This window comes from Vulcaniibacterium tengchongense (genome assembly GCF_003814555.1).
Classification (GTDB): Bacteria; Pseudomonadota; Gammaproteobacteria; order Xanthomonadales; family Xanthomonadaceae; genus Vulcaniibacterium; species Vulcaniibacterium tengchongense.
In genome coordinates this window covers 1-24,688 of the sequence record NZ_RKQN01000004.1, presented here as the reverse complement: position 1 = coordinate 24,688, position 24,688 = coordinate 1, and the positions used below count along the sequence as shown (strand labels likewise).

General features: G+C 71.4%; 21 protein-coding genes. 14 read left to right on the top strand and 7 right to left on the bottom strand.

The genetic code is table 11. The features are described 5' to 3' along the window. Nucleotides 1-205 precede the first annotated feature (205 nt). From EDC50_RS13250 to EDC50_RS13225, 6 genes are all read left to right on the top strand, one after another. Nucleotides 206-892, top strand: coding sequence for an ion channel (locus EDC50_RS13250; protein WP_123770967.1), 687 nt, complete (start codon nt 206-208; stop codon nt 890-892). A 249-nt stretch (nt 893-1,141) separates the two neighbouring features. After that, the gene (locus EDC50_RS13245; protein ID WP_170167634.1) at nt 1,142-2,140 is read left to right on the top strand and encodes a winged helix-turn-helix domain-containing protein; all 999 of its coding nucleotides are present in this window, start codon (nt 1,142-1,144) and stop codon (nt 2,138-2,140) included. After that, complete coding sequence (locus EDC50_RS13240; RefSeq protein WP_123770965.1) at nt 2,101-3,483, top strand: TolB family protein; 1,383 nt, start codon at nt 2,101-2,103, stop codon at nt 3,481-3,483. The genes EDC50_RS13245 and EDC50_RS13240 overlap by 40 nt, the downstream gene beginning before the upstream one ends. Nucleotides 3,484-3,626: 143 nt before the next feature. Next, nucleotides 3,627-4,526, top strand: a complete 900-nt coding sequence (locus EDC50_RS13235; protein ID WP_425477932.1) for a helix-turn-helix domain-containing protein — start codon at nt 3,627-3,629, stop codon at nt 4,524-4,526. Nucleotides 4,527-4,588: 62 nt separating this feature from the next. Beyond that, entirely contained in the window at nt 4,589-7,492 is a 2,904-nt protein-coding gene (locus EDC50_RS13230; RefSeq protein ID WP_199742096.1) for a TonB-dependent receptor, read from the top strand. 174 nt (nt 7,493-7,666) lie between these two features. Further along, a complete protein-coding gene (locus EDC50_RS13225; protein WP_123770964.1) occupies nt 7,667-7,999 on the top strand; it encodes a hypothetical protein in 333 nt (110 codons plus the stop codon). Between the two features lie 175 nt (nt 8,000-8,174). Here the strand turns inward: EDC50_RS13225 and ppa are convergent, their stop codons facing one another. Both ppa and EDC50_RS13215 read right to left on the bottom strand, forming a co-directional pair. Beyond that, nucleotides 8,175-8,729, bottom strand: a complete 555-nt coding sequence (gene ppa / locus EDC50_RS13220) for an inorganic diphosphatase (RefSeq protein WP_123770963.1) — start codon at nt 8,727-8,729, stop codon at nt 8,175-8,177. A 235-nt stretch (nt 8,730-8,964) separates the two neighbouring features. Further along, nucleotides 8,965-11,019, bottom strand: coding sequence for a sodium-translocating pyrophosphatase (locus tag EDC50_RS13215; RefSeq protein ID WP_123771176.1), 2,055 nt, complete (start codon nt 11,017-11,019; stop codon nt 8,965-8,967). 229 nt (nt 11,020-11,248) lie between these two features. Here EDC50_RS13215 and EDC50_RS13210 point away from each other — a divergent pair, with 229 nt between their 5' ends. Further along, on the top strand, nt 11,249-11,767 hold the full coding sequence (locus EDC50_RS13210) for a hypothetical protein (protein WP_123770962.1): 519 nt from the start codon (nt 11,249-11,251) through the stop codon (nt 11,765-11,767). 55 nt (nt 11,768-11,822) lie between these two features. On the opposite strand, the gene EDC50_RS13205 is transcribed toward EDC50_RS13210, so the two are convergent. Then, a complete protein-coding gene (locus EDC50_RS13205; protein WP_123770961.1) occupies nt 11,823-13,079 on the bottom strand; it encodes a 6-phosphofructokinase in 1,257 nt (418 codons plus the stop codon). 174 nt (nt 13,080-13,253) lie between these two features. Between EDC50_RS13205 and EDC50_RS13200 the strand changes: the two genes are divergently transcribed. From EDC50_RS13200 to EDC50_RS13190, 3 genes are all read left to right on the top strand, one after another. Continuing rightward, a complete protein-coding gene (locus EDC50_RS13200; RefSeq protein ID WP_123770960.1) occupies nt 13,254-13,832 on the top strand; it encodes an adenylate kinase in 579 nt (192 codons plus the stop codon). Nucleotides 13,833-13,959: 127 nt separating this feature from the next. Continuing rightward, entirely contained in the window at nt 13,960-15,393 is a 1,434-nt protein-coding gene (locus EDC50_RS13195) for a Mur ligase family protein (RefSeq protein WP_277872351.1), read from the top strand. Between the two features lie 50 nt (nt 15,394-15,443). After that, nucleotides 15,444-16,049, top strand: a complete 606-nt coding sequence (locus EDC50_RS13190; protein ID WP_123770959.1) for an LON peptidase substrate-binding domain-containing protein — start codon at nt 15,444-15,446, stop codon at nt 16,047-16,049. A gap of 31 nt (nt 16,050-16,080) precedes the next feature. Here the strand turns inward: EDC50_RS13190 and EDC50_RS13185 are convergent, their stop codons facing one another. After that, nucleotides 16,081-18,075, bottom strand: coding sequence for a bifunctional DedA family/phosphatase PAP2 family protein (locus EDC50_RS13185; RefSeq protein ID WP_123770958.1), 1,995 nt, complete (start codon nt 18,073-18,075; stop codon nt 16,081-16,083). A gap of 249 nt (nt 18,076-18,324) precedes the next feature. Between EDC50_RS13185 and EDC50_RS13180 the strand changes: the two genes are divergently transcribed. From EDC50_RS13180 to EDC50_RS13170, 3 genes are all read left to right on the top strand, one after another. Beyond that, entirely contained in the window at nt 18,325-18,990 is a 666-nt protein-coding gene (locus tag EDC50_RS13180; RefSeq protein WP_123770957.1) for a protein kinase family protein, read from the top strand. A 293-nt stretch (nt 18,991-19,283) separates the two neighbouring features. Next, nucleotides 19,284-20,102: an SDR family oxidoreductase gene (locus tag EDC50_RS13175; protein WP_123770956.1), complete on the top strand. Its 819-nt coding sequence runs from the start codon at nt 19,284-19,286 to the stop codon at nt 20,100-20,102. A gap of 69 nt (nt 20,103-20,171) precedes the next feature. Next, complete coding sequence (locus tag EDC50_RS13170) at nt 20,172-21,395, top strand: acetylornithine/succinyldiaminopimelate transaminase (protein ID WP_123770955.1); 1,224 nt, start codon at nt 20,172-20,174, stop codon at nt 21,393-21,395. Between the two features lie 143 nt (nt 21,396-21,538). Here the strand turns inward: EDC50_RS13170 and hemL are convergent, their stop codons facing one another. Together hemL and thiE are read right to left on the bottom strand one after the other, a co-directional pair. Next, nucleotides 21,539-22,828: a glutamate-1-semialdehyde 2,1-aminomutase gene (hemL, locus tag EDC50_RS13165; protein WP_123770954.1), complete on the bottom strand. Its 1,290-nt coding sequence runs from the start codon at nt 22,826-22,828 to the stop codon at nt 21,539-21,541. A gap of 161 nt (nt 22,829-22,989) precedes the next feature. Next, a complete protein-coding gene (gene thiE / locus EDC50_RS13160; RefSeq protein ID WP_123770953.1) occupies nt 22,990-23,640 on the bottom strand; it encodes a thiamine phosphate synthase in 651 nt (216 codons plus the stop codon). 69 nt (nt 23,641-23,709) lie between these two features. On the opposite strand from thiE, the gene EDC50_RS13155 reads away from it, so the two are divergent. Further along, on the top strand, nt 23,710-23,901 hold the full coding sequence (locus EDC50_RS13155) for a rubredoxin (protein WP_123770952.1): 192 nt from the start codon (nt 23,710-23,712) through the stop codon (nt 23,899-23,901). Between the two features lie 78 nt (nt 23,902-23,979). Here the strand turns inward: EDC50_RS13155 and EDC50_RS13150 are convergent, their stop codons facing one another. After that, nucleotides 23,980-24,429: a DUF192 domain-containing protein gene (locus EDC50_RS13150; RefSeq protein WP_123770951.1), complete on the bottom strand. Its 450-nt coding sequence runs from the start codon at nt 24,427-24,429 to the stop codon at nt 23,980-23,982. Nucleotides 24,430-24,688 lie beyond the last annotated feature (259 nt).

The window sequence follows — 24,688 nt, the reverse complement described above, 5'->3', positions numbered from 1 at the left end:
CCGCGCTACGGGTACGGAGGCGGGACGATGGGCGAGGGTGGCAGGCAGGCGCAGGCCGGCGGACCCGCCCCGCGCCGGCGATCGCGGATCCTGGCGCGCGGACAAGCCGCTGCTGGGCCGTCGTGCAGGCCGGCCGCCGTCGGCGCACGTCGTCCGTTCCGCTTTGCACCGCTTCTGACCGCCGCGTAGACCGATAGGGGCTCCGATGTCCTTGAACCGCTTCGCCTCGCTGCGCTGGCAGGCGATCGCGCGCCGGCATCCGTCGGCGTTCCTGCTCGCGGTGCAGTTGCTCAGCCTGGTGCTGTATCCGCTGTTCGACCAGGTCGGCGGCGGGCGGGTGGTGTTCGGCGCGTTCGGCGTGCTGGCGCTGGCGCTGGCGGTGTGGGTCGTCAATCGCAGCCCGGCGAGCACTTGGATCGCCTGGTCGCTCGCGGTGCCCGCGTTCGTGCTGTCGCTGCTGGCGGTGCTGGTGCGCAGCGAGGCGCTGCTGGTCGCGTCCTCGGCGCTGGAGGCCCTGCTGTACTTCTACGCCGCCGGCAGCCTGATCGCGTACATGATGAGCGACCACCAAGTCACCGCCGACGAGCTCTACGCCGCCGGCGCCACCTTCACCCTGTTGGCCTGGGGCTTCGCCTACGCGTTCTTCGTCTGCCAGGCTTGGTACCCGGGCAGCTTCGCCGGCGCGGTCGAGCCGGCGCGGCCGCGCGTGTGGCTCGAGCTGCTGTTCCTGAGCTTCACCAACCTGTCCGCCGTCGGCCTGGGCGACGTGGTGCCGCTGGGCGCCGCCGCGCGGGTGCTGGTGATGCTGGAGCAGTTCGCCGGGGTGGGCTACGTGGCGGTGGTGGTGTCGCGCCTGATCGGCCTGACCATCGTCCGCGCGCAGGAGCGCTGAGGCCGCGTGGCGGGCAAAAAAAACGCGCCGGAGCGCGAAGAGGGAACAGATCGTTCTATTAGGACATCGGCGAGAGAGGTGCCTGGAGCCACCCCGGATCGTTGGGGTTAGCCGGCCGACGTTAGAATGTCCGACCTTCCAGCGCTTACCCGATCGGGTCCGGCGTTTTTGCCGGATCGGTCGATTCGTCCCTGGCACGGCGTTCGGCACATGACGTCGTTCAGGTTGGCGCCCGAGCATCGCGGATTCATGCCCAGACCCTCCGAGCCACCCGCCGCACTTCCGTTGCCCTCCGAGCGGCTGCGCGTGGGCGACTGCCTGGTGGACATCCCGCTGCGCGAGGTGCACGCGCCGGGCCGGCGCCGGCCGCTGCGGATCACGCCCAAGTCGATGGCGGTGCTGCTGGTGCTGGTGGAGCAGTCCGGGCGCGTGGTCGGACGGGATGCGCTGATGGCCGAAGTGTGGCCCGACACGCTGCCGACCAACGATGTGGTCACGCAGGCCATCGCGCAGCTGCGCAAGGCCTTCGACGACGAGCGCGCCAACCCCCATTACATCGAGACCATCGCCAAGAACGGCTACCGCTTGCTGGCCCCCGTGGAATGGCTGCAGGCGGCGCCGGGCGACGCCGGCGTCGGCGACGCGCGCTGGGCCGATCCGTCGCGCTCCACCGGGCAATATCCGGCGCTGCCGGGCGCCGACCCGAGCGAGCCGCTGACGCCGCTGCCTCCGCCGCCCCCGGCCAGCGCCCGCGGCGGCTGGCGCTCGATCGCCGGGGCGGTCGGCGCGGTGCTGGCGCTGGTGATGCTGCTGGTCGGCTGGGCCTGGCTGCGCGCCGAGCGCGACGCCCGCGCCAATCCCGCGCCCAACCCGCTCGCCCCGCGCAGCGAGCGGCCGTATCGGTTGATCACCTCGATGCTCGGCCCGGAGACCTCGCCGACGTTGTCGCCGGACGCGGCGCTGATCGCTTACGTGGCGGTCCCCGAGGGCCAGCGCGGCCAGGCGATCCTGATCCAGACCACCGAGCAGACCCAGCCGCGTCAGCTGACCCGTCCGCCGGAGGGCAGCGACGACATCGCCCCGGCCTGGTCGCCGGATGGGCGCTGGATCGCGTACGCGCGCGTCACCCCGGGACGAGCTGCGCGATCCGGGTGGTCGCGCCGAACGCGCGCGGCGATCGCGAGGTCGGCGCCTGCGACCACCGCAGCATGCCGAGCTTCGATTGGACGCCGGACGGCAGCGGCCTGATCTTCGGCAGCACGGCCACCGAGCGCGGCGCCGTCGGCCTTCGCGTGCTCGATCTGGGCAGCGGCGCCTGGCGCGAGATCCGCTACGCGCGCCAGGCGCTCGACATCGACGCCGCGCCGCGCTATTCCCCGGACGGGCGCTGGATCGTGTTCGTGCGCAATGCGCCGCTCGGCGATTTCTGGCGCATCCCCGCCCAGGGCGGCACGCCGGAACGGCTGAGCCGGCTGCATGCCGACATCCGCGGCTGGGATTGGCTGCCCGAGGGCAGCGCGCTGCTGTTCGGGGCGATGGTGGACGGGGAGTCGCGGATGTTCCGCCTCGACCTGCACGACGGCAGCGCCCGTGCGCTGGACATCGCCGACGGCCAATCGCCGGCGGTCGCGCGGGCGCGGCGGGCGATGGCGTTCGTCCAACGCCGTCCGTACTTCAGCCTGTTCCGGGTCGCGCTGAACGACGCCGCCGAAGAGGCCGCGGGGAGCGGACGGGTGCACGTGCTCGAGCCGCTGTTTCCGTCGTCGAGCCGCGAAGTGCTGCCGACGCCGGCGCCGGACGGCCGCCAGTTCGTGTTCGTGTCCGACCGTTCCGGCAGCAACGGCCTGTGGTGGGCGGACCTGACCCAGCCCGATTCGTTGCGCATGATCGCCGGGGTGCGCCCGGTGACCCGGTTCGCGCCGGCCTGGTCGGACGATTCCCGGCGCTTGCTGGTGGTCGGCAGCGACGAGGCCGGCCATGCGGTACTGCAGGAGGTCACCCCGGCCAGCGGCCGTGCCGTCGCCCTGCCGCTGCCGCTGGCCGAGCCGCTGCAGGCCGCCTACCTGCCCGGCGCGGAGCGGCTGCTGGTGCTGGCCGGCGGCCCGGACGGCCGCCTGCGCCTGCATCTGCTCGACCGCTCGCGCCAGCCGTGGCGGGTGTTGGCAGCGATCGACGACGTCTCCCGCTTCCAGGTCGACGCCGCGCGCGGCCGGGTGCTGTTCTCGCGCCAGGCCCAGAGCGGGCTGTGGCAGGCGGACCTCGAGCTGAGCCCGCTCAGCCGGCATCGCCTGAACGCCGAGGCGCCGGAGCTCGAGCGCAACCGGATGTGGGCGGTGGCGCCCGACGGCGGAGTGCTCTACCTGGACCAGCGCCAGGGCTGTGCCGCCTTGCTGCGGCGAGCCGAGCCGTCGGGCGGGCAGGCCCCCGCCCGTTGCCTCGACCAGACCCGGCGTTCGGCCCTGAACGGTTTCGGCCTGAGCCCGCGCGGCGACGCCCTGTTCCTCGCCCTGGTCGAGTGGGACGGCGCCGACATCGGCTTCATGGAGCTTTCGGAAGAGCCGGCGGGCGGCGTCGGCGGCTGGGGCAAGTAGCTGAACGCAAAAGAAAAAGTTCTTTCGTAAGTCTTTCGTGTTCAGTTTCGTGACGAATTCGGCAAAGTCTCCGGCTTTTTTCCTGACGGCGTAACCGATGTCGGGCACATCCATTGGCCAGTCTCAGCACATGAGGTGGACCAGTGGAGCAAGTGCAATGGGCGGACCGGGGCCAGCTGGCGCAGCTCGAGTTGCCGGAGGGCGCGGTCCAAGGGGTTTGCATGGGGGTCTCGCGGCTGGGCAGCGCCCAGCTGAACAGCGGGTTCTCGATCTGGGTGCAGCTGCGCGGCAGCAGCTGGGTGGAGGCGAAGGAGGGCAAGTTCCGGCTGCGGCGCGGCGACTGGATTGCCTTCGAGAAGGACTCCAAGCCCACCGTGCAGAGCGATCGCTACGGGCTGTGCCTGGGCCTGGCGCTCAGCGCCGACGCCCTGCGGGAAATGACCCGCTACGCGGACCGGGGGCTCTACGCCGGGCGCGGCCGGATGTCGGCCCATGACGCCCGTATCGCCCTGCGCCTGTGGCGCGAGGCCGCGGCGCGGGTCGGCGATGCGGGCGGTGAGGCCGCCGCGCTGCGCCCGATCCTGCTGCATCTGGTGGCGATGCAGCGCGACATCGCCGCGCGGATCCCGCGTTGCCCCGGGCGCTCGCGCAGCCGCAAGCGCCAGGTGTTCGGTCGCCTGCAGCGCGCCCGCCTGTACCTGGAAGGCAACTGCGACCGGGTGGTGCGGATCAGCGAACTGGCCGAACTGACCAGCTTCTCCAGCTGGTACTTCTCCAAGACCTTCCACAGCCTGTACGAGGAGAGCCCGCAGGCGGCTTCCGCGCGGATGCGCCTGGAGCGCGCCGCCGAGCTGCTGCGCACCACCTCGATGATGATCGGGGAGATCGCCGCGGCCAGCGGGTTCGACAACTGCTGCAGCTTCGCCCGCGCCTTCCGCGCCCGCTACGGCGTGTCCGCCACGCGCTACCGCGCCGCGGCCGCCCAGGCCTCCCGGACAGGATCGGCAAAGTCTCCCGCGGCCAGCCGCAAAGCGACGGCGTGAAGGCGGACGTAACTTGAGTGGGCGTTTTAACACGCCCATAACAGTTATCTGGAGAGAGATAAATGAACCATCGCAATCTGCGCACCGCGCTGCGCGTCGGCATGCTGCCGGCGGGCATCGCGATCGCATTGGCGCCGGCGTTCGCCAGCGCTCAGGAGGGTGGGGAGCGGGACGCCACTACTCTTGACCGCATCGAGGTCACGGGTTCGCGCATTCGTCAGGCCAGCATCGAGACCGCTAACCCGGTCATCATGATGACGCGCGAGCAGATCCAGAAGCAGGGCTTCACCAGCGTCGGCGACATCCTGCAGAACATCACCACCACCGGCTCGCCGGCTATCAGCCGCGCCAACGCGCTGTCCTCCGGTGAAGAGGTCGGCGGTCAGTACGTCGACCTGCGCAACCTGGGTCCGCAGCGTACGCTGGTCCTGCTCGACGGCAAGCGTCTGGGCATCAGCTCGAACGGTTACTCCGACCTCGCTTCGATTCCGACCGCGGCGGTCGAGCGTATCGAGGTGCTCACCGACGGCGCCTCGGCGATCTACGGTTCCGACGCGATCGCCGGCGTGATCAACATCATCACCCGCAAGAACTTCGACGGCCTCGAGGCCAGCGGTTACGTTGGCCAGTACAGCGAAGGCGACGGCGAGGTGCAGACCTACAACTTCTTGCTGGGCAGCACCGGCGAGCGCAGCTCGATCACGCTGGGTGCCGAGTACACCAAGGAAGAGCCGGTCTATGCTCGCAACCGTGAGTTCTCTAGGTATTCGGGTGGCCCATGGCACCCCCTGCCCACGGAAGAGGAAGGCCCGAACGGTTGGAGTGGCAATACCGATAAGGGCAGAATCATTACCTCGACGGGCCAGTGGGTGCTCAACCCGGGTGCGGATCCCAGCAACCCGGCCAACTATCACCCGTATGGCGAAGGCGAGAACTTTGATCTCGTCAATCCGAATGAGCAGATGTTCCTGCGTACCGGTATCGAACGCCGTTCGGTGTTCGCCTCCGGTAGCTTCGACTTCACCGACAACCTGCGCCTGAGCGCCGACGCGCTGTACACTCATCGCGAGACGCTGCAGCAGATTGCCGGCTATCCCTTCGGCTCCACCAGCAGCAACGATGGAGTTCGGAACATTTGGTCGGCTGACAATGTGTATAACCCATTCGGCGAGGATGCGCAGTTCATCCGCCGCACCTCCGAAGTGCCGCGTCAGACCAACAACGAGCTGACTACTTACCGCTTCAGCGCGGGCCTGGAAGGCGCGTTCGATATCGGCGACAAGCCGTGGGTTTGGGACGCCGGCTACGTCTACAACCAGAACAAGGGTGTACAGACCGGGACCGGTAACCTGTTCATCCCGAATGCGCGGAACGCGCTGGGGCCGAGCTTCATCGACGCCGATGGTGTGGCCCGCTGCGGTGCCCCGGGCGCGGTCATCGACGGCTGCGTGCCTTGGAACCCGGCTCTGCCCTATGGCCAGGTCGGCCCGGGCGGTTTGACCGGCAATCAGGCGCTGCAGGATTACCTGTTCCTGCCGACGCATGACACGTCCGAGACAACCACCCACATCTACAGCCTCAACCTGAGCGGCACGCTGGCGACGCTGCCGGCTGGCGACTTGAACATGGCGGTCGGCTACGAGCACCGCAAGGAAGACGCGCGCTTCGAGCCCGATGCGCTCAAGCAGTCGGGTCTTAGCACCGACCTCGCGGGCGGCGTGACGGCGGGTGGTTATTCGCTCGACGAGTTCTATGTCGAGTTCAACGTTCCCATTCTCGCCGACGTGGCGTTCGCCAAGGAGCTGTCGATCGACGTGGCGGGCCGCTACTCGGACTACGACACCTTCGGTGATACCACCAACGGAAAGTTCGGCCTGAAGTGGCGTCCGATTGAAGACCTGCTGGTCCGCGGTACCTATGCAACAGGCTTCCGCGCTCCGACTCTGGGCGACCTGTACGGCGGTAGCTCGCAGACCTTCGCGTTCTACACCGATCCGTGCGACACCAGCTTCGGCGCCGCTGCCGGCAACCCCGAAGTCGCTGCGCGCTGCCAAGCGGCCGGTGTCCCGGCGGACTTCCGCCAGATCGCCTCGGGCGGCACTGTGGCCGCCGGTCCGAACCAACAAGCCGACTGGCCGTTCCTGGTCACCTCGAACCCGAACCTGAAGCCGGAAACCTCAAAGTCGACCACCTTCGGCTTCGTGTACAGCCCGAGCTTCGTGGAAGGTCTAGACGTCAGCCTCGATTGGTGGAAGATCAAGATCGAAGACGTGATCGCCGCTGAGACGATGACCGCGATCCTCAATCGCTGCTACGTGCTTGGGATCGCGTCCTCGTGCTCTGGCTTCACGCGCGACCTCGTCGGCAACATCGGTACTGCTCCGGGCGAAATCTACGACGCGACCGTGACCCTGGTGAACGGCGGCTATCAGGAAACCGCAGGTTACGACTTCAACGTCCGTTATCGCCTGCCTGAGACCTCGATCGGCACCTTCACCATCGATTGGAAGACCTCGTACGTCGATTACTGGGAGTACAAGCGCGACAACGAAGCGGTTACTCCGGTCGAGCAGAAGAACGGTTGGAGCGTCGACGGTAGCGCCTTCTTCCGCACGCGTTCGAACCTGAGCGTGGATTGGGGTTATGAGGACTTCGGCGCCACTTGGAGCGTCCGTTACTACTCCGGCCTGAAGGAAGCGTGCGCGTACGAGAACGAGTGCAGCGATCCCGATTTCTCGTCCCCGTACACACTGCAGCAGCCGACCAACGAGACGGGTGCCAACACGTTCCACGACGTGCAGTTCCGCTACAACACGCCGTGGAATGCGACCGTCGCGGTCGGCGCCAACAACGTGTTCGACCATCAGGGTACCTATCTGTACACCAGCCCGAACTCCGACTTCGGCATGTACGGTGGTTTCGACATCGGCCGCTTCTACTACCTGCGTTACCAGCAGCGCTTCTGATAGGTTGCACTGCTCCATGCGACACGACTACGGCCCCGCAAGGGGCCGTAGTTTTTTCACGGGATGACCGTTGGTCCTCAAGCCAAATCCGGCAAAGGGGGCCTGCCCATGGAGAGGAGACGGGTAGGTTAGCGTTTAGGAGCGGCGATCCGCCGCATACCTAAGGACAGGTCCATGAACAAATTGGCGTTCGCGATATTGGCTACGGCCATGGCCGGAGCGGCAGCGCTTGCCCCGGCGCGCGCGCAATCCATCGCGCTGGATTGCTCGGGCAGCAACCTGTGCGTCGCCGACGTATCCGGGATCACCTACGACACGTTGTCGTGGTCGTTCGATAAACGGAGCACCGACGCGTTGTTCCCGCGCAACTGCACCAATCGCTTGACGTGCAGCTTCTATTGCCCGAGGCGCGCCGGCCTGATCACGGCCACGGTGTACGCGTCCCTAAACCAGCAAGTCGTGGCGTCCGCCACGTCGCAGGCGCTGTGTACTGCGGAACCGCTCTGATCCTGGCTGTTCGGGTTTGCGTCGAGGCGATGGCTCCCGAGTGGAGCCATCGCTGCTGTGTGCTCGCGAAGCGGCGAGATTCGGGACCCGGGTACTGGCCTTTCGGCGACATTCCGGCGCCATAAAAGAAGGCCGCCTAACGGTGGCCTTTGCGGACTCGGGATGATGCGTGCGGTCAGAACTTCGGCTTGTCCGCCTCGGCCGTGGCCTCGTGGCGGGCGATCGCGTCCTTGAGGATGGCCTTGGCCTCGGCGGCGCCGCCCCAGCCTTCGATCTTGACCCACTTGCCCTTCTCCAGGTCCTTGTAGTGCTCGAAGAAGTGGCCGATGCGCTCGAGCCAGTGCTTGGAGACCTGCCCGATGTCCTCGATATGCGCGTAGCCGCCGAAGATCTTCGGCGTCGGCACCGCGACCAGCTTCTCGTCGCTGCCGGCCTCGTCGCTCATCTTCAGCACGCCCACCGGCTTGCAGCGGATCACCGAACCGGGCACCAGCGGCAGCGGCAGGATCACCAGCACGTCGGCCGGGTCGCCGTCGCCGCACAGGGTGCGCGGAACGTAGCCGTAATTGCAGGGATAGCGCATCGGCGTGGACAGGATGCGGTCGACGAAGATCGCGCCCGAGGCCTTGTCGACCTCGTACTTGACCGGCTCGGCATCCTTGGGGATTTCGATGATGACGTTGATCTCATCCGGCGGGTTCTTGCCGGTGGTGACGAGGTCCAGGCCCATGCGTGCTCCAGCTTGTGTAGGGCCCCGCCCCGTGCGGGCAGGGCGGGGGAAGGGCGGCCATTTTACGTGGCCGGCTGTTGCGGCGCAGCAGCGGACGCCTCGGGCGCGAAAAAGGCGGCCCCGAGGGCCGCCCCGGTGTGTTGCCGCTCCGTCACTCGCCCCTTCCGCAGGCGGGAGGGGCGAGTGGGCGCCCGCGGGGGCCGCGCGCTCGGATCGCGGGTGCCGGCGCGCTGCGCTAGAGCAGCGGCACCAGCAGCAGGGCGACGATATTGATGATCTTGATCAGCGGGTTGATCGCCGGCCCCGCGGTGTCCTTGTAGGGATCGCCCACGGTGTCGCCGGTGACCGCGGCCTTGTGCGCATCCGAGCCCTTGCCGCCGAAGTTGCCGTCCTCGATGTACTTCTTGGCGTTGTCCCAGGCGCCGCCGCCGGTGGTCATCGAGATCGCGACGAACAGGCCGGTGACGATGGTGCCGATCAGCAACCCGCCCAGCGCCTTCGGCCCGAGCAGCAGGCCGACCACGATCGGCACCGCCACCGGCAGCAGCGACGGCAGGATCATCTCCTTGATCGCCGCCTTGGTCAGCATGTCGACCGCCTTGTCGTACTCGGGCCGGGCGCGGCCCTCCATCAGCCCGGCGATCTGGCGGAACTGGCGGCGCACCTCCTCGACCACCGCGCCGGCGGCGCGGCCCACCGCTTCCATCGCCATCGCGCCGAACAGGTACGGGATCAGGCCGCCGATCAGCAGGCCGATGATGACCTCGTGGTCGGACAGGTCGAAGCGCAGCGCCTCCGCCACGCCGCCGGTGGCCGCGGCCTTGGCCAGGGCCACGGACTCGAGGTTGTGCGTGTAGTCCGCGAACAGCACCAGCGAGGCCAACGCCGCCGAGCCGATCGCGTAGCCCTTGGTCACCGCCTTGGTGGTGTTGCCGACCGCATCGAGCGGGTCGGTGACGGCGCGTACCTCCGGCGGCAGTTCCGCCATCTCGGCGATGCCGCCGGCGTTGTCGGTGATCGGGCCGTAGGCGTCGAGCGCGACGATCATCCCCGCCATCGACAGCATCGCGGTGGCGGCGACGGCGATGCCGTACAGCCCGCCCAGCGCGTACGCCGCCCAGATCGCCAGGCACACCGCGATCACCGGCAGCGCGGTCGACTTCATCGACACGCCCAGGCCCGCGATAATGTTGGTGCCGTGGCCGGTGGTGGAGGCGGCGGCGATGTGCCGCACCGGCTTGAACTGGGTGCCGGTGTAGTACTCGGTGATCCAGACGATCGCGCCGGTCAGGGCCAGGCCGATCAGGGCACACCCGTACAGGCTGATCGCGCCGTAGGCGCTGTCGCGCATCAGCGCGAGCGTGATGGGATAGAACGCGATCGCCGCCAGCACCGCCGATACGATGACGCCTCGGTACAGCGCGCCCATGATCGAGCCGCCCTCCTTCACGCGGACGAAGAACGCGCCGACGATCGAGGCGATGATCGAGGCGCCGCCGAGCACCAGCGGATACAGCGCGGCGTTGGCGCCGGCCTGCTGCGCCATCAGCCCGCCCAGCAGCATGGTCGCGATCACCGTGACCGCGTAGGTCTCGAACAGGTCGGCGGCCATGCCGGCGCAGTCGCCGACGTTGTCGCCGACGTTGTCGGCGATCACCGCGGGGTTGCGCGGATCGTCCTCGGGGATGCCGGCTTCGACCTTGCCGACTAGGTCGGCGCCGACGTCCGCGCCCTTGGTGAAGATGCCGCCGCCGAGGCGGGCGAAGATCGAGATCAGCGAGGAGCCGAACGCGAGGCCGACCAGCGCGTGCAGGGCGGCTTCGCCGCTGTGGCCGGTCGCCTGCAACGCCCACCAGTAACCGGCCACGCCGAGCAGGCCGAGGCCGACGACCAGCATGCCGGTGATCGCGCCGCCGCGGAACGCCACGTCCATCGCCGGGCGCATGCCGTGGCGCGCGGCCTCGGCGGTGCGCACGTTGGCGCGCACCGACACGTTCATGCCGATGTAGCCGGCCGCGCCGGACAGCACCGCGCCGATCAGGAAGCCGATCGCGGTGGCCCAGCCGAGCGAGAAGCCGATCGCGAGGAACAGCGCCACGCCGGCGACCGCGATCGTCGTGTACTGGCGGTTGAGGTAGGCGCGCGCGCCTTCCTGGATCGCGCCGGCGATCTGCTGCATGCGTTCGTTGCCGGCGGGTTGGGCGCCGATCCAGCGCGCCGAGATGATCCCGTAGAGGATCGCGATGACGGCGCAGGCCAGCGCCAAGGTCAGACCGTACTGCTCCAGCATGAACCCCTCCCCATGAGAAGTGGACATCGGGACAACGGATAGAACCTTTCGAGTTGTGAGCCGCATGCGACGGCGGCTGCGGCGAATATGGCACAGCCCGCGAGCCGGGCGGAACCGGCGCCGCGAGGGCGTGCGCGAGCGCACGCGGATTGTTGCAGCGCATCGTGAAAGCGGGGTTCAGGCGCGCCGTGCCAGGCTGCGCGGCGATCCACGACGCGAGGCCCGTGCCATGGCGATTTCCCGAGCGACCGGCTGGTCGTGCGTGCTGGCGTCGCTGGCCGCGTTCTCCGCGGCGGCGGCCGAACCCAGGCCCGAGATCGCGCGCGGGCCGGCCCAGCCGCAGCCGGTCGGCGCGGTGCACACCGTGCGCCAGATTCCCGAAGCCTGCGCGCGCCTGCAGGGCATGTTCACCGGACAGGCCGCTGCGCCGTACCGCTTCGAGGCGGTGCGCATCGATCCGGCCTGCCGGCCGCGCGCGCGCTTCGTCGACGCCGCGCAGGCGCAGCCCAGCGCGGCCCGCGGCTGGGTCCTCAACGATCTGATCCGCGTGCCGAACGCGGCGTGCCCCTCGCAGCAGGCGGTGGTGCGGGTGTGGCGCAAGCCCGGCGCCGCCGCGCCCACGCGCGACGGCCAGGGGCAGACCCGGCTGTACCTGGAGCAACAGCGCCAGGCGGCCGCGGCCGGGCAACTGGCTTCGCTGCCGCAGTTCGCGGCGCAGCTGCAGCTGGAAGGCGAGGGCTGCCCGTAGCGCGCTTCGCCGGGCGCGCCCGGGCGCCTGGCGCGCACTCATGCGCGCGCCGTGCTCAGCCAGCCCACTCCGGCAGCTTGCGCGGCAGCGGCGCCTGGTCGGCGCGCGCGTAGCGCGGCAGGCCGTCGCGCCCGTACAACGGCGGCGCCTCGCCGCGGATCAGCGGCTGCAGGTAGCGGCGCGCGGCGTCGGTGATGCCGTAGCCGTCCTCGCGGATGAACTCGGCCGGCATCGTCTTCTCGTGGTTGGCGATCGCCTGCAGCGGCGCCGGCTCGACCTTCCAGCGATACGGCGAGTCCGAGGTGCGCACGATCACCGGCATCACCGCGTTCATGCCCTTCAGCGCGTACTCGACCGCCTTGCGCCCCACCGCTTGCGCCTGCTCCAGGTCCGTGCGCGAGGCCAGGTGCCGGGCGGAACGTTGCAGGTAGTCGGGCAGGGTCCAATGCACCTTGTAGCCGAGCGCGTCCTTGACCCGCCCGGCCAGGTGCGAGGCGACGCCGCCGAGCTGGGTGTGCCCGAACGCGTCCTGGCCGCCGCCGGCGTCGGCGACGAAGCGGCCGTCCGGGGTGCGGATGCCTTCGCTGGCGACGACCACGCAGTAGCCGACGCGTTCCACCACGGCCTTCACCCGGGCGAAGAAGTCGGCCTCGTCGAACGGCCGCTCCGGGAACAGGATCAGGTGCGGGGCCTCGTCCGGGCCGTTGCCGGCGAGCCCGGCGGCGGCGGCGAGCCAGCCGGCATGGCGGCCCATCGCCTCGTACACGAACACCTTGGTCGAGGTCTCGGCCATCGCCGCCACGTCCAGCGCCGCCTCGCGCACGGAGACCGCGGTGTACTTCGCGGCCGAGCCGAATCCGGGGCAGCAGTCGGTCACCGCTAGGTCGTTGTCGACCGTCTTCGGCACGCCGACGCAGGTCAGCGGATAGCCGAACTCGGCGGCCAGCTGCGAGACCTTCAACGCCGTGTCGGCCGAGTCGTTGCCGCCGTTGTAGAGGAACCAGCGCACGTCGTGGGCGCGCAGGACCTCGAGCAGGCGTTCGTACCTGGCCCGGTCCTGCTCCAGCGACTTCAGCTTGACCCGGCACGAGCCGAACGCGCCGCCGGGCGTCTGGCCGAGCGCGCGCACGGTCGAGGCCGGCAGCGCGGCGGTGTCGATCAGCTCCTCGCGCAGCGCGCCGAGGATGCCGTTGCGCGCCGCCAGCACCGGCACCTTGCGGGCGCGGGCGGCCTGGATCACCGCGGCGGCGGTGGCGTTGATGACGGCGGTGACGCCGCCGGACTGGGCGTAGAGCAGGGTTCCGGTGGGCATGGCGGCTCCTGGCTGCCGGCGCGCGGGCCGGGATGCGGTAAGCTGACCGAAAGATTTGTCCCGGTGGACAAGGCGGCAGTGTAGCGCCGCTTCCCGCGCGGGATCGTCATCCCGAGCGCGGCCGCACGCGCGGTGTGTTCGGGATGGCGATTCCCCCTTCCAGGAGTGATGTTGATGCGATTGGTATTGCTCGGTGCGCCCGGTTCCGGCAAGGGCACGCAGGCGGCGCGGCTGAAGGAGCACCTGCAGGTGCCGCACATCTCCACCGGCGACCTGCTGCGCGCCGAAGTCGCCGCCGGCACCAGGCTGGGCCTGGAGGCGAAGGAGATCATGGCCGCGGGCAATCTGGTCAGCGACGAGATCCTGCTCGGCATGCTCGAGGACCGCTTCTCGCGCCCCGACACCCGCCAGGGCTTCATCCTCGACGGCTACCCGCGCAACCTGGCGCAGGCCGACGCGCTGGACAAGCTGCTCGCGCGCATCGGCCAGCCGATGGACTATGCGGTGCAGCTGGAGGTGCCGATCGAGCTGCTGGTCGAGCGCATCGCCGGCCGCGCCAAGGCCGAAGGGCGCGCCGACGACACGCCCGAATCGGTGCGCACCCGCCTGCAGGTCTACGACACCCAGACCGCGCCGGTGATCGGGTTCTACCGCCAGCACGGCCAGCTCACCGTGGTCGACGGCGTCGGCACGATGGACGAGGTGTTCGCCCGCATCCTCGCGGCGATCTCGCCGGTCAAGGAAGTGGGGTGAGCCGCCGGGGCCGGCGCCGCGGGGCGGAGCGTGTCCGCGGGCTCCCGCGCGCGGGAGAGGGCGGGGGCGAGGGCCGCGCGGGGGCCGCTTCGGCAGCGGCCGCCGCGATCGCGCAGAGGATCGTTGCTTGAAGATTCATATCTTGGGGATCGCCGGAACCTTCATGGGCGGCGTCGCCGCGCTCGCGCGCGAGCTCGGGCACGAGGTCGAGGGCAGCGACCAGGCCGTGTATCCGCCGATGTCGACCCAGCTGGAGCGGCTCGGCATCGCCCTGCGCCAGGGCTACCGGCCGGAGCACATCGGCGCCGGCGTCGACGAGGTGGTGATCGGCAACGCGCTCTCGCGCGGCAATGCGGCGGTGGAGCGGGTGCTGGACGACGGCCGCCGCTACACCTCCGGCGCGCAGTGGCTGAGCGAGCACGTGCTGCCCGGACGCGAAGTGCTGGCCGTGGCCGGCACCCACGGCAAGACCACCACCACCACGATCCTGACCTGGCTGCTGCAGGCGGCCGGGCGCGAGCCGGGCTTCCTGATCGGCGGCGTGGCCGAGGACTTCGGCGTGTCCGCGCGCGTGGGCGGCGGGCGCGAGTTCGTGGTCGAGGCCGACGAATACGACACCGCGTTCTTCGACAAGCGCAGCAAGTTCGTGCACTACCGGCCGGCGGTGGCGATCCTCAACAATCTCGAGTACGACCACGCCGACATCTTCCCGGACGTGGCCGCGATCCAGCGCCAGTTCCACCACCTGGTGCGCACCGTGCCGCGGCGCGGCCGGCTGATCGTCAACGGCGAGGACGCGCGCCTGGCCGAGGTGCTGGCGATGGGGTGCTGGACGCCGGTGGACACCTTCGGCCTCGACCCCAGCCTGGCGCAGCCGCGAGGCGCGCATGGCGACCGCGCCGACGAGCGCGCCGCCGCGCGCACGGCGTTCGACTGGACCGCGCGCCTGCTCGCCGAGGACGGCAGCGCCTTCGTCGTGATCCACGCGGGCGCCGAGGTCGGCGAAGTGCACTGGCCGCTGCTTGGCCGCCATAACGTGATGAACGCGCTGGCCGCGCTCGCGGCGGCGCACGCGGTCGGTGCCGACGTCGCCGCGCTGCTGCCGGCGCTGGCGCGTTTCCGCAGCGTCAAGCGCCGGCTGGAGGTGATCGGCGAGCACGGCGGCGTGGTCGTGTACGACGACTTCGCCCACCACCCCACCGCGATCGCGACCACCCTGGCGGGCCTGCGCGCGAAGGTCGGCGACGCCCGCATCGTGGTGGCGATGGAGCCGCGCAGCAATTCGATGCGCCTGGGCGCGCACGCCGAGGCGCTGGCGCCGTCGCTGGCGCTGGCCGACGCGGTGGTGTTCCTGCACCGGCCGGAGCTGGCCTGGGACGCCGGCAAGGTGGTCGCCGCGCTGCGCGGCGAAGGCGTGGCGGTGGCGGATGCCGACGCGCTGATCGCGGCGTTGCGCGCCCGGGTGCGCGCCGGCGACCACGTGGTGTTCATGTCCAACGGCGGCTTCGACGGCGCGCCGCGGCGCTTCCTGGCCGCGCTGCGCGGGGCCGGCGCGGCGTAACGGCGCGCTCCGCGATTCCGCGCTCACATCGCCCGGCCTACACTGCGCCGATGCCGGCCGGTTCCGTTCCGCACGAGTCGCCCCAGCACGAAAGCCTGGGCCTGTTCCCCTTGCACGCGGTGCTGCTGCCCGGCGCCGCGCTGGGCCTGCGCGTGTTCGAGCCGCGCTACCTGGACCTGGTGCGCGAATGCAGCCGGCAGGGGCGCGGCTTCGGCGTGTGCCTGATCCTCGAGGGCGAGGAGGCCGGCGCGCCGGCCTGCGCCGCCGCGTACGGCACCGAGGCGCGGATCGAGGACTTCGGCCGCGGCGAGGACGGCCCGCTGACCCTGCAGGTGCGCGGCGCGCGGCGTTTCCGCACCGAGCGGGTGCGGGTGCGCGACAACGGCCTGCAGATGGCCGAGATCCACTGGTGTGCGCCGGACCCGAGCGAGCCGTTGCGCCCCGAGCACGGGCTGCTCGCGACCCTGCTGCAGCAGATCATCGAGTACACCGGCAGCGAGCACGCGCAGGCGCCGCACGCGCTGTTCGACGACGCCGCCTGGGTCGGCTGGCGCCTGGCCGAACTGCTGCCGCTGGAACCGGCCCAGCGCCAGGAACTGCTGCAATTGGACGACCCGCACCAGCGCCTGGACCGCTTGCTGGCGCTGCTGCCTTGATGCGGGTTTTGCCGCGTGGGCGCGGCGAAAGTCACTCGGCCGCGTCGATGCGCACGCGCAGCACCGGCGCGGTGCCGCCGGGCGGCGTCGCTTCGCGCAGGGCGAAATCGGCGAGGTCGGCGCGCAACCGCGCGCGCGCGCGGCCGCCGTCGTCGGCGAGCGGCAGCCATAGCGCCGCGGCGTCCAGCGGCTTGGCCAGGCGCAGGGTCTGGGTGGTGCCGATCCACAGCGGCGTGCCGTCGTCGAGCAGCGCCGGCGCCGGCCACAGCCGCAGCGCGTAGCGCGTGCCATCGGGCAGGTCGCGCACCAGCAACAGCGCCTCGGCATGGGCGTCGAGCGTGGCCGGCAGCACCGGCTGCTGCGACGGCGGCACGTCGTCGTCGAGCAGGCCGAGCGTGGCCAGCCAGTCCGCCTGCGGCTGCACGCGCCAGCCGCGCGCCTCCAGCCGGGCACGCAGCGGGCCGAGCGGGCCGGCCACCTGCACGTCCAGGGCCCAGCGCCGGCGCAGGTCGCGCTCGTTGCGCTGTGCCGGCAGCAGCGCCCAGTCGCGCTGCCACCAGGCGTCGTGGCCGAGCACTTGGGTCGGCGCGGCCGGCGCGAACTTGTCCAGCAGCCTGTCGGCCGCGCGCGGCGCGTGCCACAGCGCGGCCACGGCGAAGCTCAGGTAGAACAGGATCGCGATCGGCCGCATCCAGAACGAGCGCGCCACGTGCCGGCGGTAGGCGATGCCGAGCGCGAGCAGCCAGAGGATGCCGAACAGGGTGCCGCCGACCAGGTCGCTGGGCCAGTGCGCGCCCAGGTACAGCCGGGCGAAGCCGACCACCGTGGTGACCACGCCGGCGAGCAGGTACGGCCACACCCGCCGGCGCCCGGGCAGCTCGCGCGCGATCAGCACCGCGAAGAAGCCGAGCACGATGGTGCACATGGTCACCGCGACCGACGGGAAGCCGAAGCCGGCCGGCGCGGTCGGCGGCCGCGGCATGTCGATCGCCGCCTCCAGCAGCGCGGTGAACACCAGGCCGAACACGATCGCGCCGAGCCAGTGCGCCGCCGCCATCCAGCGCCGGCGCCACAACAGGTACAGCAGCGCCACGCCGGCGGCGGGGCCCAGCACCTCGGCGTCGCCGAGGCACGCCAGCGCCGCCATCAGCCGGTCGGCGAGCGGGTTGCGCAGGCTCCACATCAGCTCGTGGAGGCTGCGGTCCAGCGCCAGCGGCCCGCCGCTGGCGAGCAGGCTGGCCAGCAGGGTGAACCAGGCCCAGCTGATCGCCAGCAGGCACACCGCCAGCATCACCAGCGAGGGCGATTCCGGCCGGTTCGGATCGATCAGCGCCGCGGCGTAGCGGCCCAGGCGCGGGTGCTCGCGGGTCCAGCGCAGCGCACGCGCGAGCAGGTGGTCCGCGTGCGCGGCGAACCAGCGCCAGGTGTAGAGCACGCCGGCCCAGGCCAGGGCCACCGCCGCCACCAGCGCGCCGAGCACCAGCGCCAGGCGGTCGGCGACCGCCGCGACCGCCTCATAGGACGCGCCCAGCACCCAGCCCGGCGCCAGGAACAGCGCGGCCCAGGCGACGCACGCGACCAGGCTCGGCGCGGCATAGCGGCGCAGCGGCATGTGCAGCATGCCGGCGATCGCCGGCACGAACGGGCGCACCGCGCCGACGAAGCGGGCGATGAAGATGCTCTTGCTGCCGTGGCGGCGGAACAGCGCCTCGCCGCGGTCCAGCCATTGCGGATAGCGCGAGAACGGCCAGCGGCTGCGCAGTTGCGGGCCCCAGCGGTAGCCGATCCAGTAACTGAGCGCGTCGCCGCAGAACGCGCCCAGGGTCGCGCACAGCAGCGCGTAGGGACCGCTGATGTGGCCGAGCCCGACCAGCGCGCCCACCGCGAACAGCAGCGGCAATGCCGGCACCGCGATGCCGAGGATCACCAGCGCATCGCAGAACGCGATCAGGAAGATGGCGGCGCCGGCGGCGATGGGGTGGGCGGCGATCCATGCGGTCGCACTTTCGATCCAGGCCGGTTGCATCGGGCGATTATAGGCGCCCCGACCGAAACCGAGGCTTGCGCGTCCAAGGCGCGAGGCCGCCACGGCGCTCGCGCCGGCCGCTGCGGGCGGAAGACGCGCCGCGCGCGACGCCGTTGCCGCAAACCGGGTCGACCGGACGCATGCGCCATCGCCCGAACGCCGCCCCGCTGCGGCGCGGCGGCTCCGGGCAAGCGCGAGCCCCCGTCCCTTCCCGCCGCCGCGCCCGAACCGATTCTTTACACTCGCGCGATGACGCACCACGACGCCATCGAGATCCAGGCGCTGAAGGCCGACAGCTTCGGCCGCATCGCGCTGATGCGCGACGGCCGCGGCCGCCTGTTCGTGCGCCGCGATCTCGGCTTCGTGCCGTGGTGGCTGCGCTTGCCGGCCTGGTGGCTGGCGCGGCGCGAGGCGCGCGCGCTGCGCCGGGTCGCGGGCATGGCGGCGACGCCGCAACTGCTGGCCTGGGACGGGCGCCGGCTCGACCGCAGCTATCTCGACGGCATGGCGATGTACCAGCGCCCGCCGCGCGGCGACGTGGCCTATTTCCGCCAGGCGCGCCGCCTGTTGATCCAGTTGCACCGGCGCGGCCTCGCCCACAACGACCTGGCCAAGGAAGCGAACTGGCTGGTGCTGGCCGACGGCCGTCCGGCGATCGTCGATTTCCAGCTCGCCGCCTGCGCCGACCCGCGCGCGCGCTGGATGCGCCTGCTCGCACGCGAGGACCTGCGCCATCTGCTCAAGCACAAGCGCACCTACTGCCCGCATGCCCTGACCCCGGTCGAGCGCCGCCTGCTGGCGCGCCGTTCCTGGCTGCGCGAGGCCTGGTTCGTCACCGGCAAGCCGGTGTACCGCTTCGTCACCCGGCGCCTGCTGCGCTGGGAGGACAACGAAGGCCGGGGACCGAAGCCTTAGCCCGGGATCGGGGAGCGGAGCCCGGCGCGATCGCAACGCATCCGCCGTCGTCCGAGGTGGCGGGGACTCGCTTCTCGCCTGCGCTTCCCTCCGCCGTCGCGTCGCGCAGGCGGCCGGCGCGTGTTCCGGCGCGAGTGACGGCGGCATGGGTGCGCCGAAGAGCCCAGGGACGTCTTTGCCGCGCGCCGCTCCGCGCGGTCCGCTGCGCCCTGCCGCTTGCGGCAAGCCGGGCCTTCGCCGCGCGCGGAGCGGCAGGCGTTACGCTGTTGCCGAACCTGGAGTCCCGAACCCCCATGTCCAGCCTGTCCGGCAAGACCCTGTTCGTCACCGGCGCCTCGCGCGGCATCGGCCGCGCCATCGCCCTGCGCGCGGCGCGCGACGGCGCCAACGTCGCCATCGCCGCCAAGTCGGCGGTGCCCAACCCCAAGCTGCCCGGCACCATCCACAGCGTCGCCGCCGAGGTCGAGGCGGCCGGCGGCCGCGCCCTGGCGCTGAAGTGCGACATCCGCGAGGAGGAGCAGGTGCGCGCCGCGGTCGCGGCGACGGTCGACGCCTTCGGCGGCCTCGACATCCTGGTCAACAACGCCAGCGCGATCTGGCTGCGCGGCGCGCTGGACACGCCGATGAAGCGCTTCGACCTGATGCAGCAGGTCAACGCGCGCGGCGCGTTCCTGTGCGCGCAGGCCTGCCTGCCGCATCTGCTGGAGGCGCCGAATCCGCACATCCTGACCCTGGCGCCGCCGCCGAGCCTGGATCCGAAGTGGTGGGCGCCGCACACCGGCTACACCCTGGCCAAGATGGGCATGAGCTTGGTCACGCTCGGCCTGGCCGCCGAGTTCGGCCCGCAGGGCGTGGCGATCAACGCACTGTGGCCGCGCACCATCGTCGCCACCTATGCGTTGAACATGATCCCCGGCGTGGACCTGGCCCGCTGCCGCCGGCCGGAGATCGTCGCCGATGCCGCGCATGCGGTGCTGACCCGGCCTGCGCAAGGCTTCCACGGCCGCTTCCTGATCGACGAGGAGGTGCTGGCCGAGGCGGGCGTGGGCGACTTCGCCGCGTACGCGGTCGACCCCGCGCAGCCGCCGCTGCCGGACCTGTTCCTCGACTGAGCGCTCCCGGGCGGCGCAGCGCCGGCGCGATGCGCGACAATGGCGCGTTCGAGTCTCCCGCCTGCCGCCATGACCGCCTCCACCGACGAACTGTTCTCGCTGTCCGAACGCTACTACCTGCCGGTGTACCGGCCGCGCCGGATCGTGCTCGAGCGCGGCCAGGGCGCACGGGTGTGGGACCGCGACGGCCGCGAGTACGTCGATTTCGGCGCCGGCATCGCCGTCAACGCGCTCGGCCACGCGCACCCGGCGCTGGTCGCCGCGCTGACCGAGCAGGCCGGCAAGCTCTGGCATACCAGCAACGTGTTCGTCAGCGAGCCGCCGCTGCGCCTGGCCGAGGAACTGGTGGGCGCGTCCGGCTTCGCCCGGCGGGTGTTCTTCTGCAACTCCGGCGCCGAGGCCAACGAGGCGGCGATCAAGCTCGCGCGCAAGTGGGCGGCGGCGCAGGGCCGCCCGCCCGGGCGCCGCGCCATCCTCACTTTCCGCGGCAGCTTCCACGGCCGTACCCTGGCCGCGGTGGCCGCGACCGCGCAGCCGAAGTACCACGAGGGCTTCGAGCCGCTGCCGCCGGGCTTCCGCTACGTCGACTTCAACGACCTGGCCGCCGCCGAACAGGCGATGGCCGAGGGTGACGTCTGCGCGGTGCTGGTCGAGCCGGTGCAGGGCGAGGGCGGCGTCACGCCGGCGACGGAGGCGTTCCTGCACGGCCTGCGCGCGCTGTGCGACCGCCACGGCGCGCTGCTGGTGCTCGACGAGATCCAGTGCGGCATGGGCCGCACCGGCGAGCTGTTCGCCTGCCATGCCTACGGGGTGGCGCCCGATGTGGTGACCTTGGCCAAGGCGCTCGGCAGCGGCTTCCCGATCGGCGCGATGCTGGTCGGCGGGCAGGCCGCGGAAGTCATGCAGTTCGGCGCGCACGGCACCACCTTCGGCGGGAACCCGCTGGCCGCGGCGGTCGCGCGCGCGGCGCTGCGCGAGCTGTCCGCGCCGGCGTTGCGGGCCAACGTCGGCCGCCAGGCGCAGGCGCTGCGCGACGGCCTGGCGGCGATCGACGCCGAGCTCGGCCTGTTCGCCGAGATCCGCGGCCGCGGCCTGATGCTCGGCGCGCAGCTGCGGCCGGAGTACGCCGGCCAGGCCGGCGCGATCCTCGACCGCTGCATCGAGCACGGCCTGCTGCTGCTGCAGGCGGGCCCGGACGTGCTGCGCTTCGTGCCCGCGCTGAACATCGCCGACGCGGACGTGGCCGAAGGCCTGGCGCGACTGCGCGCGGCTCTGGCCGCGTTCAAGGGCTGAGAGCGCGCGGCAGGTGGCGCGGTCGTAATGGTGCGCGCCTGCGCGGCGCTTCGCCGCACAGCCACGGACCGCCCCTGCGCGCGGAAGTGGTTCGCAGCCGCCCGTCGGCGGGGTGCGGCAGGGCCGGCGCTTGGCGCCGCCGCTCAGGCGCGGACCGCGGCGAATGCCTCCCGCGCCGCTGCCAGGGTCGCGGCGATCTCCGCCTCGCCGTGCGCGCTGGACACGAACCCCGCCTCGAACGCCGATGGCGCCAGGTACACGCCGCGTTCGAGCATCGCGTGGAAGAAGCGGTTGAAGCGCGCGGCGTCCGAGGCCTTGGCGTCCTCGAACGTCTCCACCGGCGCTTCGCGGAAATACAGCCCGAACATCCCCGGCGCGCGCGTGGTGGTGAACGCGATGCCGGCCTCGCGCGCGGCCGCTTCCAGGCCGTCGCACAGCGCATGCGTGCGGCGCTCCAGGTCGGCGTGGAAGCCCGGCGCCTGGATCAGCTCCAGGGTCGCCAGGCCGGCGGCCATCGCCACCGGGTTGCCGCTGAGCGTGCCGGCCTGGTAGATCGGCCCGCTCGGGGCCACCTGCGCCATCAGGTCGCGGCGGCCGCCGTAGGCGCCGACCGGCATGCCGCCGCCGATGATCTTGCCGAACGTCGACAGGTCCGGCGTCACCCCGTACAACTGCTGCGCGCCGCCGGGGGCGACGCGGAAGCCGGTCATCACCTCGTCGAAGATCAGCAGCGCGCGGTGCTGGGTGCACAGCTCGCGCAGATGCTGCAGATAGCCCGCGCGCGGCAGGATGCAGTTGGCGTTGCCGACGATCGGCTCGACGATCACGCCGGCGATCTCGCCGCCGACCTCGTCGAACAGCCGGGTCGCCGCGTCGAAATCGTTGTACGGCAGGGTCAGGGTCAGGTCGGCCAGGGCCGACGGCACGCCCGGCGAATTCGGCAGGCCCAGCGTCATCACCCCGCTGCCGGCCTTGACCAGGAAGCTGTCGCCGTGGCCGTGGTAGCAGCCCTCGAACTTGACGATGCGGCTGCGGCCGGTGGCGCCGCGCGCGACGCGGATCGCCGACAGCGTCGCCTCGGTGCCGGAATTGACCATCCGCACCATCTCGCAGCTGGGCACCAGACGGGTGATGGTCTCGGCCATCGTCACCTCGAGCGCGTTCGGCACGCCGAAGCTGAGGCCGTCGTGCATCGTCTTCTCGACCGCGGCCAGCACCTGCGGATGCGCGTGGCCGGCGATCATCGGCCCCCAAGAGCCGACATAGTCGACGTAGCGGTTGCCGTCGACGTCGTACAGGTACGCGCCTTGCGCACGCGCGGCGAAGAACGGTTCGCCGCCGACCGACTTGAACGCGCGCACCGGCGAGTTGACGCCGCCGGGAATGAGCGCCTGAGCGCGGGCGAACAGGGCGTGCGAGTGCGAATGGTCCATGGGGGTTCTCTCGAAGGTCGGCGTGGGAAGTGGACGAGGGGCGTGCGGCGGGCGGCAGGGCCTTGGCCGCCGCGCGCCGGTCGCCGCGGCGAAGCAGGTGTCCACGGCGGGCGCGGCACGATAGGCGTCGCACATTATCCCTCTGCGCTCGAGCGGCAGGGCTAGGCCGCGGGCGAGGCCCCGTCGTCCGCAAAGCACGCGCGATACGCCCGCGCCGCCGCCGCCGGGTCGCGCGCGTCGAACACGCCGCCGATCGCCGCGATCAAGTCGGCGCCGGCCGCGACCAAGGGCCGCGCGTTGTCCGGCGTGATGCCGCCGATCGCCACCCGCGGCACGCCCAGCGCGGCCGCTTCCGCCAGCAGCCGGGTGGTCGCGCGGCGGGTCTGCTGCGGCTTCGTCGACGACGGGAAGAACGCGCCGAAGGCGACGTAGTCCGCGCCGGCGGCCACCGCCGCTTCGGCCAGGTCGAGGCGGTCGTAGCAGGACGCGCCGAGCAGCGCCTGCGGGCCGAGCGCCCGGCGCGCCGCGGCGAGTTCGCCGTCGTCCTCGCCCAGGTGCGCGCCGTCGGCGCCGACCTGCGCGGCGAGATGCCAGTCGTCGTTGACGATCAGCGGCACGCGGTGGCGCGCGCACAGCGGCCGCAGCGCTTGCGCCTGCGCTCGGCGCAAGATCGCGTCCGCGCGCTTGTTGCGGTACTGCAGCCAGGCCGCGCCTGCGGCCAATACCGGCTCCACGCGCGCCAGCAGGCGCGCGGTGTCGGGCTCGTCGGGGGTGATGGCGTAGAGGCCGCGGCGCGGCCAGCGCGGATTCATGTCGAAGCTTCCGTGGGCGCGGCCGCAGTGGGACAATGGAAGGCCGCGATTCCGAAGCATTATCCGCTCATGTCCGAAGCCGCCGCGACCACCGCCTACCGCACCTGGATGTGCGTCGTCTGCGGCTTCATCTACGACGAAGCCAAGGGCCTGCCCGAAGAGGGCATCGCGCCGGGTACCCGCTGGGAGGACGTGCCGGACACCTGGACCTGCCCGGACTGCGGCGTCACCAAAGACGACTTCGAGATGGTGCCGGTCTGACCGCTCCTGCGGGAGAGCGGCGATCCGCGCGTCTTTCGGCTCCGGTTTGGGTGTTGGGCTGCGGCGCGGCCTGGCGCTTCACTTCGGCGCTATGCCCGGCCCGAACACCAGCTCCGCCCCGTCCTGCAGGCCGAGCCTGGCGGCCTGGCCTGCGTTCAGCTCCAGCACGTAGCGCGCCGGCGCGCCGCTCGGATAGGGCGGGCAGCGATCGCCGAGCGAACACGGCGGCACGTCGCGCTGCTGCGACACCAGCCGGCGCGCGTCGTCGAAGTACAGGATGTCGAGCGGGATCTTGGTGTTCTTCATCCAGTACGCCTGCGGCTCCTCGCGTTCGTGGATGAACAGCATGCCGCGGTCGGCCGCGAGCTCCTCGCGGAACATCAGCCCGCGCGCGCGTTCCTGGTCGTCGTCCGCGACCTCCACTTGGTAGCGCTGCCCGGCCAACTCGACCCATGCGTCGCTGCCCGAAGCGCAGCCGGAGAGCGCCAAACCGGCGCAGGCGGTCAGCAGGCGGAAAAGGGGGTTCATGGACGTCCTCGCGGTGGCGTGCAGCGCCGAAACATCGGCCAGCCTGCCGGTCACGTCAAGCGTGCCGGCTACCCGCTCCACGCCTTGCCGGAGCGTTCGCCGCGCGGCCGCGACATGCGGCGGAGTGCGCGGCAGCGCGCGCCCTCGAATCTCGACGTTCCCGACGCGCCGCCATCGCAGTCCCCTCTTCCCAAAGGGTTTGTGCATGTGCACAATGCGCGCCCCGCTGGCTGCGGTGGAGCGGTTTGGCGGGGCGTGT